Below are 12,592 nucleotides of genomic sequence, written 5' to 3' on the forward strand. Positions count from 1 at the left end.
GTGCCGCCTGTCACGGCCTGGACATGATGGGCGTATCCGAGTTGGGCGCCCCGCAACTGATTGGCGGTCGCGGCACGCTGGCCAGCGACGCTCCGGTCAAAACGGTCGAGAGCTACTGGCCCTACGCCAGCACCTTTTTTGACTACACGCACCGAGCCATGCCGATGACAGAGCCCGGATCGCTGAGCGCCGATGAGGTCTACGCCATCAGCGCCTATGTGCTGGGAAAAGCCGGCATCACCAGCACCGAGCCGGACAGCGTGATGAACGCCGAGGCAATGGCCAAGGTCGAAATGCCGAACGCAGACGGGTTCGTCGAGGATCCGCGCCCGGACACTGCGGAATAGGCAACATTGATCCTGCACGAACGTGCAGGACGCATGAAGCAGAACTCGCGGTGCCATCCTTGCCCTGATGGCGGCGCGGCCTTTTTTAATGGCATAATGCCTCCCGAGCCATTCGCGGTGGTGCTGGCGGGCATCTGCAACGTCAGGCTTAAAGCATGACCTTGAGCCGGCAATATGCCGCGTTCAACTTTCCCACGCAGACACACACCTTGGCAGCCAATTACCTCCAGTAGCGCAGAATGCGCCGCAGCAAATACACACGCCGGAATGTCGGTCCCGGGTCACTTCCATCGGTGATCAGCCGCAGGAATTCCACCCAGGCGATTTCGTTTTCGGTCAGCTCCGCGGGACCAAAGGTGGGCCGGCCCTTATGGGCCAACCCCCTGTTTGCTGCGGGGTGCTTGTTGACTGTCATGTCGCCATTCACTTGCCGAAGATCCCACGGATGGTATTTCGACTTCTTGCGGTCATGCGAGGATCACTGTGATCAGACGCATCGCGGATCTCCTGAAGCCAGCCGAGTTCGTTAGTAGTGATCGGGGTCCCGAAAGTCTCGATGATGGCGGCCGCAGCCGTATCGCCTACTGCCTGCTCAAGGGCCAGCCGCATCAGGTATGCCGGATCACAGTCCAGTGCGCGCGACATGGACGGCACCCGATCCAAGGCTAGTTTGCTGGTGCCATTCTTTACCATTGTCACCATATTTGCGTTGGGAAAGCCCGCCTCATTAGCGATCTGAAGCTGTGATTTCCTTGACCTCAGTTCGAGAACCCGGCGCTCTACGTATTTCGCCAACTTCGTGTTTGCATGCGGTTTTATCGGCATCTCTATCTCCAGAAATAATGCAGCACACGCTGCTCATCTTCTTTATAGCGATGCTCTGATTGGGGATGTTTGGCGGGAAGAAATGCAGTGGGTCGCAGTCGGGCCAGTCAGTAATCACGTCAAGAAAGCGACATCGCAGCTTGCCCACCCGGCGTTCCCCGGGCTTTGCCTCAGTTGCACAACGGGTCGGTGGCCGGCACTTGACTGGCTGCCGAATTCAAGGATTTTGACCCAATGTGTAATCTTTACTCCAATACGACCGCCGTCGAAGCCATGCGGAATTTGTTCAAGGTCCCGCTAGATGCTGACCACTTGGGCAACGCAGAGCCATTGACCGCTATCTGGCCAAAGTATCTCGGCCATGTCGTCCGGCTCGACAAGGAGGGTGCCCGTGAGTTGGTCAGCCTGTCTTGGGGTTTTCGCACAACCAAAACCAGCAAGAAAACGGGCAAGATCCTACAGCCAGCCGCATGGAACAACGCCCGCGATGACAAGGTGCAATCTGTCGGCTTGTGGAAAGAGAGCTTTCACGAGCGCCGGTGCTTGATACCCGGCACGTCATTCTGCGAGGCAAAAGGTAGATCGCCAGCGACCTATCACTGGTTTGGCCTCCGTGGGGACGATGCTCGCCCGCCCTTCGCTTTCGCAGGCATGTGGACACGGTCACGCTTCGAAGCACCGGACGGTCAGGATGAGTGCGAGACCTATACGATGATCACGACCACGGCGAATGACCTGGTGAAGCCGGTCCATCCTGATCGCATGCCGGCAATCCTTCAGCCAGATGACTATGAGCAATGGCTGGCGGGCAGCGCGAAGGAGGCAGGTGATCTGTTGCGACCTTTTCCGGCAGACGCCATGCGCTTGATCAAAAGCGGCGCAGAGGAACGGCACGACGAGGGCTAAAAAGCCGGACGCTTGAGCAAACCATTCGAACGAGGCACCGCCGCCCACAGAGATGGGCTGCCGGAGCATCCCGGCGATTTTTTTGACTATTTTGTGCTGATCGAACGCCGCCTTGCTATAGAGAGGGCATGAGCAACCCTGACTTGAAATCCTTGCAATCTGCGCACCGCAAACTGGCGGTTCTTGTGCTGCATGATCCGGCCTTTCTGCCGGTGTTCGATCGTATCGAGAAAGAGATTGCTCTATTGGATGATCAAGCCGACGCGATCAGCCGCGCCCGTGCCGTTGCTGCTCTTCACAGACAGGTTTCCTGAAGGATCGCATGCAAGTGATCCAGCGCTGCTCCCTTGCCATAGCGCTCCCGGTTCAAAGAATGCCCCATGAGATCTCGCCGCACGCGCTCATCAACGCCCGCCGCGAGTTGCCTATCTTCAAATGAGTGCCGCAGCCCGTAAAGGGTATGATCTGGCGTCTCTAAGAGGCCATGCGCGCGCAGATACTTGTTCACAGTGGCAGACAGACCAGCAGCGGTGCCGCGATACCTGGGAAAGCCCTCTGGATGGCTGCGCATCGCCTCAAGCGACACACCGACGAGGGGGATCACCCGGCGCGCGTTCTTGCTCTTTAGCTGGCGTTCGCCTGGCTCTATTTTAATATGCGGCACGTTGCTGTTCAGAACGATCTGATCGGCAGTGAGGCCCGCCAGCTCGGATGGCCGCGCCCCGGTGTTGACCATCACCTGCAAGATCGCCTTGGCTTCATCGTTCAGCCCGTCCAGTGCACCCGGCGCGAGTAGCTTGTCTCGTATCCAGCTATCGGAGAAGGGCGGGCGCTGTTTCGCTTCACCCTCTTTGAAGGACAGATCGGAGAGCGGAAGCACCAACCCGAGCCGCTTCATCTTGTTCACGGTCTTCAGGACGTCGCCCAGGTGAATCAGGTCTTTGTTGGCGCTGTTCGGCGTCAATTCTTCGGCTTCCATCTTGTCGAGCCACCATTGCCTGAAATCGAGCATGTCGTCGCCGGAGACCTTGCTGATAGCCTTGTCACCGACCACGGCCACGAAATTTCGAACGGCCTTGATCCGAGGATTGCGCCAGCGCCGTAGCTGGTCCTCGCTCTTGCCGCGTGTCTTGTCCTGCGCCAGCGACCAATACAGGTCGAGCGCACGGCTGACGGTAATCCCTGGTTGCTTCGCGGTCCCGAGCAGCGCCTCTGCATCGCTCACGTCCGGTTCCGAATCGGTGCCGCCTATGGCCGCGACACGTTTCAGCAATTCATCCTTGGGAAGCTGGGCAACATGATCGGCGCGGAGATAACGAAAACCCCGCGCTGCCGCCAGATCACGCGCGGCCGTGAAGCGATGTTCGGCATCCGAGGTGTCGCCAGCAAGTTTTGCTTCCCATGCCGCGACGAGTTGATCCCATGCGGGACCCGCCTTGTGTTCGGCCTCTGTGGGACTGTCGGTGTGAAGTGCCAGCCAGACAAACTTGCGCGACTCTATCGCCTCATAGCGCTTTGGCACGCGCTTATAGAGCGACAACTTGTTGCCCCGCTTCTTGATCGCCATTCTACAAAACCCTCTTGCTGACAAGGTCAGGTATAGCAGCTTGTATAGCGAAATGTATAGCAGTGATGATTGCATCAACTCTGATGCCGGCGCAGAAAGCGGAATTATTTATTAGTTTTCAATGCATTGACGGATTTATTTGTGGTGCAAAATGGCGGAGGAGGTGGGATTCGAACCCACGGAGGACTTACACCCTCGTCGGTTTTCAAGACCGGTGCATTCGACCACTCTGCCACTCCTCCGACGGGTGTGGTTTAGGGGGGCTGAGGCGATTCTGAAAGGGACATCTTTTAGTCAAAACCATCTTGGCGGCATCATGGAGGCGTCTTGGTGGTTTCCAGGGTGCGTTGCGCCTCCAGAGGGAATTCCGCCGAAGACGTACTGCGTGCTTTTATTGGCAGGCCCGACTGGCTAGACTGCGCGCACGCGGCAACGACTGCGGTGGCAGGCAATTTCAGCCCGCCGGTCTGCGCAGGTGCCCATGAGCGCTTGGCAGGGACACTGGGCGGGTAGGACAGGCAAGGGACAAGGCATGGGTTTTCTGTTGGCAGGCGGTGCGCCGGGATGGTGCAAGGCGGTGTTCGGCGGTGCGGCACTGATGGCATTGGCCGGGTGCCAGGACATGGGCGGCGTCTTTGGCGGTGGCTCGGAAACGGCATCGGTTTCAGGGGATTCCTCCTCCGTCCGGCTGGTCGAGCGGGACGTCGAGGCGCCCGGCGTCTTTCAGGTCACCGATGGGGGCCTCTGGGACGGTCGCCCCTCGCTGGGCGGCGTCTGGGTGGCCCATCCCGATGTCGATGAGCCTGAGCGGGTCATCATTCGCAACACGGCCAATTCCAAGTTCGTCATCGGCGCGCTTTTCCGGCGCGAGCGCGCCAATCCTGGACCCGCGTTCCAGGTGTCCTCGGATGCTGCCGCAGCGCTTGGCATGCTGGCTGGCGCGCCTGCCCAATTGAACGTGACCGCCTTGCGCCGCGAGGAGGCGCCAGAGCAGGATGCCGAATCCGGCGGCGCGACGGACGATGGCGAGGAGGCCGCAGCGACCCTCGCAGCCGGCACCGTCGAGACCAGCACGCTTGATCCCATCGAGGGCGCTGCCGCCGCGCTCGACACCGCCGATGCGGACGCTGCAGGCGAGGTGCGCCCGCCCGCTGCCGCTACGCCGCAGGCCGATAGCGAGGCGCTCTCGCCCGAACCCAGCGCCGCCGCACCTGCTGCTTCGGATCGCTCCGCCTCGGCGCTGAGCCGGCCCTACATTCAGATCGGCATATTCTCGGTCGAGCAGAACGCCGAAAATACCGCGACAGCCATGCGCCAGGCGGGTATGGTGCCCACGGTTCGCAAGGAAGGCAGCCAGGGCAAGACGTTCTGGCGTGTCATTGTTGGCCCGGCCCAGACCGAGGACGAGCGCGCGGCCCTGCTGGACAAGATCAAGGGCGTCGGGTTTGATGATGCCTACGCGGTCAGCAATTAAGAGATCAGCAAACGGCGGCGGCCCGCGCCGCCGCCACCCCGCACCAGACGACGGAGCACCACGCCCCATGCACCACGCCCGAAGATTTTTCCCGCTCAAGACCGCCATTGCGGCGATCGGGATGGTTTGCCTTGCACAGCCCGCTGCCGCCTTCAACACCGAAGCCGAGGCGGCGTATGTGGTTGATGTCGGCACCGGCACCGTTCTTTTGAACAAGAATGCCGACGAGCCGCTGCCGCCCGCATCGATGTCGAAGCTGATGACGCTCTATGTCACCTTCGAGGCCATCCGTGACGGGCGCCTGTCGCTGGACGAGGAACTGCCGGTTTCGAGCCATGCGATGACCTATGGCGGATCGACCATGTTTCTCGACACAACCGATCGCGTATCGGTCGAGGATCTTTTGCGTGGAGTCATCGTGCTCTCGGGCAATGATGCCAGCGCTGTTCTCGGCGAGGCGCTCAGCCCCGACGGCACCGAGGCGGGCTTTGCCCGCTTCATGACCCAGCGCGCGCAGCAATTGGGCATGACCAATTCCATTTTTGCCAATTCAAATGGCTGGCCCGCGCCAAACCACGTGATGAGCATGCGCGATCTGGCGCTGATCTCGCGGCTGATCATCACTGATTTCCCTGAATTTTACAAAATGTTCGCCGAGACCGAATACTCCTTCGACGGGCGCGCGCCGCAGAATACGCAGAACCGCAATCCGCTGCTGAAGCTTGGTATCGGCGCGGATGGCCTCAAGACCGGGCACACGCAAGCGTCGGGATATGGCCTTGTGGGGTCGGCCAAGCAGGGCGATCGACGCGTGATCTTTGCAGTGTCGGGGCTGGAGACGGCGCAGGCGCGTGCCGAGGAATCCGAGGCGATCGTCAACTGGGCGTTTCGCCAGTTCGCCGAGAATAAGCTGGTCGAGGCGGGTGTCGATGTGGCACGGGCCGACGTGTGGATGGGCGAAGTGCCTACCGTCGGCCTTGTGACCGAGGCCGATCTGACCATGCTTTTGCCCGTCCTGGGGGATGATCAGGTCAAGGCCGAGGTGATTTATGACGGCCCGCTTCAGGCCCCTGTCAAGGCCGGAACGCGCGTCGGCGAACTGGTTGTGAAGCCCGAGGGGATGCCGGAGACGCGCGTGCCATTGCTGGCGGGCACCGATGTGGCGCGCGGCGGTTTCACCACGCGGCTCAAGACGGTGTCCACCCTTCTGATCAAGCGGTTGCAACAGGGGCCAGAGGGAGCGTTGTGAGCGCTGGCCTCTTCGTCAGCTTTGAGGGGATCGACGGCTCGGGCAAATCTACCCAGGCGCGCATGCTGCATGATCATCTGCGCGGCGAGGGCCGTGATGCGATCCTGACGCGTGAACCGGGCGGCAGCCCTGGCGCCGAGGAAATTCGCGCGCTGGTGCTGAACGGGGCAACGGACCGCTGGTCGCCCGAGACCGAGCTTTTGCTCTTTACCGCCGCGCGCCGCGATCATCTGGAGCGCACGGTGCGCCCGGCGCTGGCGGCGGGCCAGATCGTGATCTGCGACCGGTTTGCCGACTCGACGCGCATGTATCAGGGCCTGCGCGGGGCGGGTCTGCGTGCGCAGGTCGATGCGCTGCATGATCTGATGATCGGCCAAGAGCCGGATCTGACCATCCTCATCGACATCGACGCGGGCGCGGGGCTGGCCCGCGCGCTCGCGCGGGGCGGCGAGGGCCGCTTCGAGGCGTTCGGCGCCGACATGCAGGCGCGGATGCGCGCGGGGTTTCTGGCGCTGGCCGAGGAGTTTGCAGACCGCTTTGCCGTGATTGATGGCGCGCAGGCGCCGGAGGCTGTTGCCGCCGATGTGCGCGCCGCTGTCGCGGAGCGCCTGCCATGAGCGAGGACGCCCCCGAGGCCGACCGCATCGCCGGCGCGCCGCACCCGCGCGAGACGCCGAGGCTGATCGGGCAGGGTGCCGCCGAGGCCGCCTTTCTGGCCGCCTATAACGACGAGCGTCTGCATCATGCCTGGCTGGTGACGGGCGCGCGCGGCGTCGGCAAGGCCACCTTTGCGTGGCGGGCCGCGCGCTTTTTGCTGGCGCATGACGCGGGCGAGGGCGGCGGCATGTTCGCGCCCGAGGCGCCCGGCAGCCTCGACATCTCGCCCGATCACCCTGTCGCGCGGCGCATGTTGGCCCGGTCAGAGCCGCAGCTTTTTCACATCGCCCGCCAGATCAACCCCGATACCAAGCGTCTGCGCGATGTGATCCGGGCCGAGGACGTGCGCAGCCTGCACAATTTCCTCATGCTCTCCAGCGCGGATGGAGGCCGCCGCGCCGTCATCATCGACGCCGCTGACGACATGAACGTAACGGCCGCCAACTCCTTGCTGAAAATGCTTGAGGAGCCGCCCGCGCGCACGACCTTCTTTCTCATCAGCCACCAGCCCTCGGGGCTTTTGCCCACCATCCGCTCGCGCTGCCGCGAGCTGCGCCTGCCTGCCTTGAGCGCGGCGGATATGGCCGGTGCTCTGGCACAGGCCGGCATCGGGGAGGGCGGCGATACCGCTGCGCTGGCCGCCCTTTCGGGCGGATCGGTCGGCGAGGCGGTGCGCCTGATCAACCTTGATGGCCTCAAGATTTACGCCGAGCTTGTGAAGCTCTTTTCGGACCTGCCCAATGTCGACCGCCCCCGCGCCCTCGCGCTGGCGAATGCGGCGGCGCAGCGCGGCGGAGAGGAACGCCTGGCACTGCTGATCTGGCTGATCGAGCTGATGCTGGGCCGCATGGCGCAAACCGGCGCGACCGGTGCCGCACCCGCGCAGGAGGGTGCCAGGGGCGAGGCGAAAATGCTGATGCGCGCCGCGCCTGATTTAAACGCTGCGAGGGCCTGGGCCGATTGTGCCCAGGATGTGGGCGGCCGGATGCGCCACGGCCGGGCGGTCAACCTTGACCCTGCCGCGCTCGTCCTAGATACCGTGTTCAGAATACAAAAGACGGCGGCGGGCCAGCCCGCCTGAGGGGCCCTGCATGACCGACATCACGATTACCGACAGCCATTGCCACCTCGATTTCCCCGACTTTGCTGATGAATTGCCGCAGGTGGTGGACCGCGCGGTTGTCGCTGGCGTCACGCGCATGGTGACGATCTGCACGCGCCTGCGCAACGAGCCGCAGGTGCGCGCCATTGCCGAGGCGTATGGCCCTGTCTTTTATGCCGCAGGCACGCATCCGATGAGCGCGGCCGAGGAGCCTTTGGCCAGCGTCGACGAACTGATCGCCCTTGCGCGGCATCCAAAATTCGTCGGCATCGGCGAGACGGGCCTCGACTATCACTACACCGCCGAAAGCGCCGAGCTGCAGCAGACAAGCCTGCGCATACATATCGCCGCCGCGCGCCAGACAGGTCTGCCGCTGATCATCCATTCGCGCGACGCGGATGAGGACATGGCGCGGATCCTTGCCGAAGAGCACGCCAATGGCGCCTACTCCTGCGTCATGCATTGCTTTAGCTCGGGCGCGGAACTGGCTGAAAAGGCTTTGGATCTTGGATTTTACCTCAGTATGTCCGGGATCACCGCCTTTCCCAAATCGGGCGCGCTGCGCGATATCTTTGCGGTGGCGCCGCGCGACCGGATCCTTGTCGAGACGGACGCGCCATACCTCGCCCCGCCGCCCCATCGCGGGCGGCGCAATGAGCCGGCCTATACCGCGCATACCGCCCGGAAGGCCGCGGAGACATTCGGCATGGACTGGGCAGAATTCGCCGCGCAGACCGAGGCCAATTTTGACCGCCTCTTTGCCAAGGCCGCAGCCTACGGCGGGTCTGACTGATGGCGGTTCGGCGCTTTACCATCCTCGGTTGCGGCTCCTCGGGGGGCGTGCCACGCCTCGCTGATACGCCCGGCGGAAACTGGGGCGATTGCGACCCGGCCGAGCCGCGAAACCGGCGCACGCGCTGCTCGGTCCTGATCGAACAGGAGGGTGCGGATGGCGGCCTGACACGTGTGCTGATCGACGCCTCCCCGGACATGCGCGAGCAGCTCTTGCGCCACGGGATCGGCTCGCTTGACGCGGTGGTCTTTACCCACAGCCACGCAGATCATTGCCACGGGATTGATGATTTGCGCATCGTGGTTTTCAACCGGGCGGATCGCCTGCCGGTCTGGGCCGACCCCGAGACGCAGATCGCCCTCATGGATCGCTTCGGCTATGCCTTTCACACGCCCGCAGGGTCGAGCTATCCGCCCATCCTCGACATGAACACGATAGATGGCGATGTCACCATCACGGGTGCGGGCGGCGCCGTTACATTGACGCCTTTCCGGGTGAACCATGGCGCGATGGACGCGCTGGGATTTCGCGTCGGCGATGTCGCCTATCTGCCGGATGTGGCCGACATGGGCCCGGAGTGCTGGGAGATCGTGCAGGGCCTCGACACCTGGATCCTCGATGCGCTGCGCCGCAAGCCACATCCGACGCATATTCATTTCGAGCGGTCGCTGGAGTGGATCGCCCGCGCCGCGCCGCGCCGGGGGATCATCACCAATATGCATACCGATATGGACTACCGTACCTTGAAATCAGAGGTGCCGGAGGGCGTGGATGTGGCCTATGACGGCATGACGCTGACCTTTGACATCCCCAGCGCGGAGTAAGGGACTTGAGCGCACTTCTTGACGTCGTCCTGCCTGTTTTCGTCGTGATCGGGGCGGGGTATCTTGTGGTCTGGATGGGCTGGTTCGCGCAATCGGGTGTTGAGGGCTTGATCCGCTTTACCCAGAATTTCGCCATTCCCTGCCTGCTCTTCACCGCCATCTCGCAGCTGGATCTGGGCGAGCATTTCAACTTTCCGCTCCTTTTCAGCTTTTATTCCGGCGCGCTGGCGGGCTTTGCGCTTGGCACATTCGGGGCGCGGCTGATCTTTGGCCGCACATGGGAAGATGCGATCGCCATCGGCTTTTGCTGCCTGTTCTCCAACTCGGTCCTGTTGGGCCTGCCCATCACCGAGCGGGCTTATGGCGCGAATGCGCTGGAGGCGAATTTTGCCATCATCGCACTGCATTCGCCTTTTTGCTACGCCGTCGGGATCACCGCGATGGAGATCACGCGCGCGCGCGGCGACGCGGGGCTGGCGGTGGCGCGCAAGGTGCTGAAAGCGATGTTCTCCAACGCGCTGATCCTCGGGATCGGCCTTGGCGTGATCGTCAATCTTTCGGGGCAGGCGGTGCCCGCGCCGTTGCAAAGCGGGCTGGACCTGATCGCGCGCGCGGCGCTGCCTGCGGCGCTCTTCGGTCTCGGTGGTGTGCTGGTGCAATACAAACCCGAGGGTGATTTGCGCGTGATCGCGATGGTGTGCCTCATCGCGCTGTGTGTGCATCCGGCGATCACGTTTGCGTTGGGCACGGCCCTCAGCCTGCCTGAAAACGCCATCCGCAGTGCGGTGGTGACGGGGGCCATGGCACCGGGGATCAACGCCTATATCTTTGCCAATATGTACGGCGCGGCGCGGCGCGTGGCGGCGTCGGCGGTGCTGATCGGCACGGCGTTGTCGATCCTCACAGCGTGGGTCTGGCTGGGGCTGTTGCCCTAGACATTTTCGGCATAGAAGGGGCGGGCTGAGGGGATTTGGCCTGAGGGACATTTCCCATGGCAGGGACGGCGCGCGCTGCCTCCGCGCGGGAAAGCAAGGACCAGACGATGCGCAGCACGGGGGACAGGATACGGCACGCGGTGATTTTCGAGGGGGTCGGCCTCGCCATCGTGATCGGGTTTGGCGGCTGGATCTTTGGCCTGCCCACAGAGGATATCAGCGTGGTCGCCGTGGTCAGCACGACGCTCGCGACCCTTTGGACCTACGTCTATAACCTTGGCTTTGACCGGATGATGCAGGCGCGGGTCGGCCATACGCGCAAGACGGTGCTGCTGCGCGTCGGGCATTCCATTCTGTTCGAGATCGGGCTGCTGGTGATCCTCGTGCCGTTCATCGCGATCTATCTGGGCGTCGGGTTGATCGAGGCGCTGATCATGGATGTGGCGATTGCGCTTTTCTATCTCTTTTACGCCTTCGCCTATAACTGGATCTACGACATCGTGTTCCCGGTGCCCGAGACGCCAGCGGCGCGGGAAACCTGAACCGCCCCGCCTACGGCCTGAGACGTCAGCTATAGGCAAGGCGCGAGCGCGCATCATATAAGACGGCACAGCGCGCTGCCACACGCTGTCATACAGATGTCTGGCGCCGCGCGTCAGTCGCGCGGCGCCCCTCCCTTGAACATGTTGGGGCCGTGATAGTTCACCGGCTCCTCCGTCATCTCCAAATGCAGGCCTTCGCCGCGCCAGGGGTGCGCGCGGGCCAGATCCTCGTCCACCTCGATACCGAGGCCGGGGGCCTCGGGCACGTTGATATAGCCGTTCTCGATACGGATGCTGTTTCGGATCAGGGCGCGGTGGAATTCGCTGTCGATGGTTTCGGCCATCAAGAGGTTCGGTATGCTGGCGGCCAGTTGCACATTCGCCGCCCATTCGATGGGACCGGCATAGAGGTGCGGCGCGACCTGGGCGTTATAGACCTCGGCGATGGCCGCGATCTTCTTGCACTCCCAGATGCCGCCCGCGCGCCCCAATGCGGGCTGGAGGATCGACACACCGCCGTCGCGCAGCACCGGGGCGAATTCGGCCTTGGTCGTCAGGCGCTCGCCCGTGGCGATGGGCAGCCCTGTTGCGGCACCCACGCGTGCCAGCGCGCCGACATTGTCGGGCGGGCAAGGCTCCTCGTACCAGAGCGGATCATAGGGCGCGATGGCGCGGCCCATCCGGATCGCGCCCGCAGTGGTGAATTGGCCGTGCGTCCCAAAAAGCAGGTCGGCACGATTGCCCACCGCATCGCGGATGGCCGCGCAAAAGGCAACCGACTGCTCGATGTCCATCATCGACGGCATATGCCCGCCGCGCAGGGTATAGGGGCCTGCGGGATCGAACTTGACCGCGGTATAGCCCTCTTCGACCAGCTCGGCCGCGCTCTCGGCGGCCATATCGGCGGAGGACCAGAAGGTGTCCTCGTCATGATGGGGCAGGGGATACAGATAGCTGTAGGCGCGGATGCGCGCGTTGCAGCGCCCGCCCAGCAGGGCGTGGACGGGGCGGTTGTGTGCCTTGCCCAGAATATCCCAGCAGGCGATTTCCAGCCCCGAAAACGCGCCCATCACGGTCAGGTCGGGCCGCTGTGTGAAACCCGACGAATAGGCGCGGCGGAACATCAGCTCAATATTCTCGGGATTTTCGCCCGCCATGTGACGCTCGAATACGTCTTCGATCACGGCGCGCATCGCCTCGGGGCCGGCAGAGGCGGCATAGCATTCGCCCCAGCCGGTGATGCCGGTGTCGGTCGTGACCTTGACGAGGATCCAGTAGCGCCCGCCCCAGCCGGGAGCCGGGGGCGAGGTGATGATGATGTCGAGATGGTTCAGGCGCATGGGTTCAAGGCTCCTGTTGCAGTATGATCCA

Annotated in this window: 15 protein-coding genes and 1 tRNA gene; 11 read left to right on the top strand and 5 right to left on the bottom strand. The window is 63.1% G+C overall.

What is annotated here, in order from left to right:
• The coding region (locus V8352_RS08415; protein WP_336423837.1) for a c-type cytochrome at positions 1–347 on the top strand (347 nt) is incomplete at its 5' end.
• Positions 348–567: 220 nt separating this feature from the next.
• Here V8352_RS08415 and V8352_RS08420 read toward each other — a convergent pair.
• Together V8352_RS08420 and V8352_RS08425 are read right to left on the bottom strand one after the other, a co-directional pair.
• The gene (locus tag V8352_RS08420) at positions 568–762 is read right to left on the bottom strand and encodes a hypothetical protein (protein ID WP_336423838.1); all 195 of its coding nucleotides are present in this window, start codon (positions 760–762) and stop codon (positions 568–570) included.
• 8 nt (positions 763–770) lie between these two features.
• On the bottom strand, positions 771–1,172 hold the full coding sequence (locus V8352_RS08425) for an XRE family transcriptional regulator (RefSeq protein WP_336423839.1): 402 nt from the start codon (positions 1,170–1,172) through the stop codon (positions 771–773).
• Positions 1,173–1,406: 234 nt separating this feature from the next.
• Here V8352_RS08425 and V8352_RS08430 point away from each other — a divergent pair, with 234 nt between their 5' ends.
• Both V8352_RS08430 and V8352_RS08435 read left to right on the top strand, forming a co-directional pair.
• Entirely contained in the window at positions 1,407–2,078 is a 672-nt protein-coding gene (locus V8352_RS08430) for an SOS response-associated peptidase (RefSeq protein WP_336423840.1), read from the top strand.
• A gap of 128 nt (positions 2,079–2,206) precedes the next feature.
• The gene (locus V8352_RS08435; RefSeq protein WP_336423841.1) at positions 2,207–2,392 is read left to right on the top strand and encodes a hypothetical protein; all 186 of its coding nucleotides are present in this window, start codon (positions 2,207–2,209) and stop codon (positions 2,390–2,392) included.
• On the opposite strand, the gene V8352_RS08440 is transcribed toward V8352_RS08435, so the two are convergent.
• Positions 2,374–3,645 carry a tyrosine-type recombinase/integrase gene (locus V8352_RS08440; RefSeq protein ID WP_336423842.1) on the bottom strand — a complete coding sequence of 424 codons (1,272 nt, stop codon included), beginning with the start codon at positions 3,643–3,645 and terminating at the stop codon, positions 2,374–2,376. The genes V8352_RS08435 and V8352_RS08440 overlap by 19 nt on opposite strands.
• Positions 3,646–3,797: 152 nt before the next feature.
• Positions 3,798–3,887: transfer RNA gene (locus V8352_RS08445), tRNA-Ser, on the bottom strand.
• A 290-nt stretch (positions 3,888–4,177) separates the two neighbouring features.
• Between V8352_RS08445 and V8352_RS08450 the strand changes: the two genes are divergently transcribed.
• From V8352_RS08450 to V8352_RS08485, 8 genes are all read left to right on the top strand, one after another.
• Positions 4,178–5,119, top strand: coding sequence for an SPOR domain-containing protein (locus tag V8352_RS08450; protein WP_442970990.1), 942 nt, complete (start codon positions 4,178–4,180; stop codon positions 5,117–5,119).
• A 67-nt stretch (positions 5,120–5,186) separates the two neighbouring features.
• Complete coding sequence (locus V8352_RS08455) at positions 5,187–6,368, top strand: D-alanyl-D-alanine carboxypeptidase family protein (protein WP_336423843.1); 1,182 nt, start codon at positions 5,187–5,189, stop codon at positions 6,366–6,368.
• Complete coding sequence (gene tmk / locus V8352_RS08460; RefSeq protein ID WP_336423844.1) at positions 6,365–6,985, top strand: dTMP kinase; 621 nt, start codon at positions 6,365–6,367, stop codon at positions 6,983–6,985. Before V8352_RS08455 ends, tmk begins: the two co-directional genes overlap by 4 nt.
• Positions 6,982–8,106 carry a DNA polymerase III subunit delta' gene (locus V8352_RS08465; RefSeq protein WP_336423845.1) on the top strand — a complete coding sequence of 375 codons (1,125 nt, stop codon included), beginning with the start codon at positions 6,982–6,984 and terminating at the stop codon, positions 8,104–8,106. The genes tmk and V8352_RS08465 overlap by 4 nt, the downstream gene beginning before the upstream one ends.
• A 10-nt stretch (positions 8,107–8,116) precedes the next feature.
• The gene (locus V8352_RS08470; RefSeq protein ID WP_336423846.1) at positions 8,117–8,920 is read left to right on the top strand and encodes a TatD family hydrolase; all 804 of its coding nucleotides are present in this window, start codon (positions 8,117–8,119) and stop codon (positions 8,918–8,920) included.
• On the top strand, positions 8,920–9,744 hold the full coding sequence (locus V8352_RS08475) for an MBL fold metallo-hydrolase (protein ID WP_336423847.1): 825 nt from the start codon (positions 8,920–8,922) through the stop codon (positions 9,742–9,744). The genes V8352_RS08470 and V8352_RS08475 overlap by 1 nt, the downstream gene beginning before the upstream one ends.
• A 5-nt stretch (positions 9,745–9,749) precedes the next feature.
• Positions 9,750–10,679 carry an AEC family transporter gene (locus V8352_RS08480; protein ID WP_336423848.1) on the top strand — a complete coding sequence of 310 codons (930 nt, stop codon included), beginning with the start codon at positions 9,750–9,752 and terminating at the stop codon, positions 10,677–10,679.
• Between the two features lie 56 nt (positions 10,680–10,735).
• A complete protein-coding gene (locus tag V8352_RS08485; RefSeq protein WP_336423849.1) occupies positions 10,736–11,221 on the top strand; it encodes a PACE efflux transporter in 486 nt (161 codons plus the stop codon).
• A 113-nt stretch (positions 11,222–11,334) separates the two neighbouring features.
• Here the strand turns inward: V8352_RS08485 and V8352_RS08490 are convergent, their stop codons facing one another.
• A complete protein-coding gene (locus tag V8352_RS08490) occupies positions 11,335–12,561 on the bottom strand; it encodes a mandelate racemase/muconate lactonizing enzyme family protein (RefSeq protein WP_336423850.1) in 1,227 nt (408 codons plus the stop codon).
• Between the last annotated feature and the right edge of the window lie 31 nt (positions 12,562–12,592).

The organism is Roseovarius sp. D0-M9 (assembly GCF_037083805.1).
Taxonomy (GTDB): Bacteria; Pseudomonadota; Alphaproteobacteria; order Rhodobacterales; family Rhodobacteraceae; genus Roseovarius.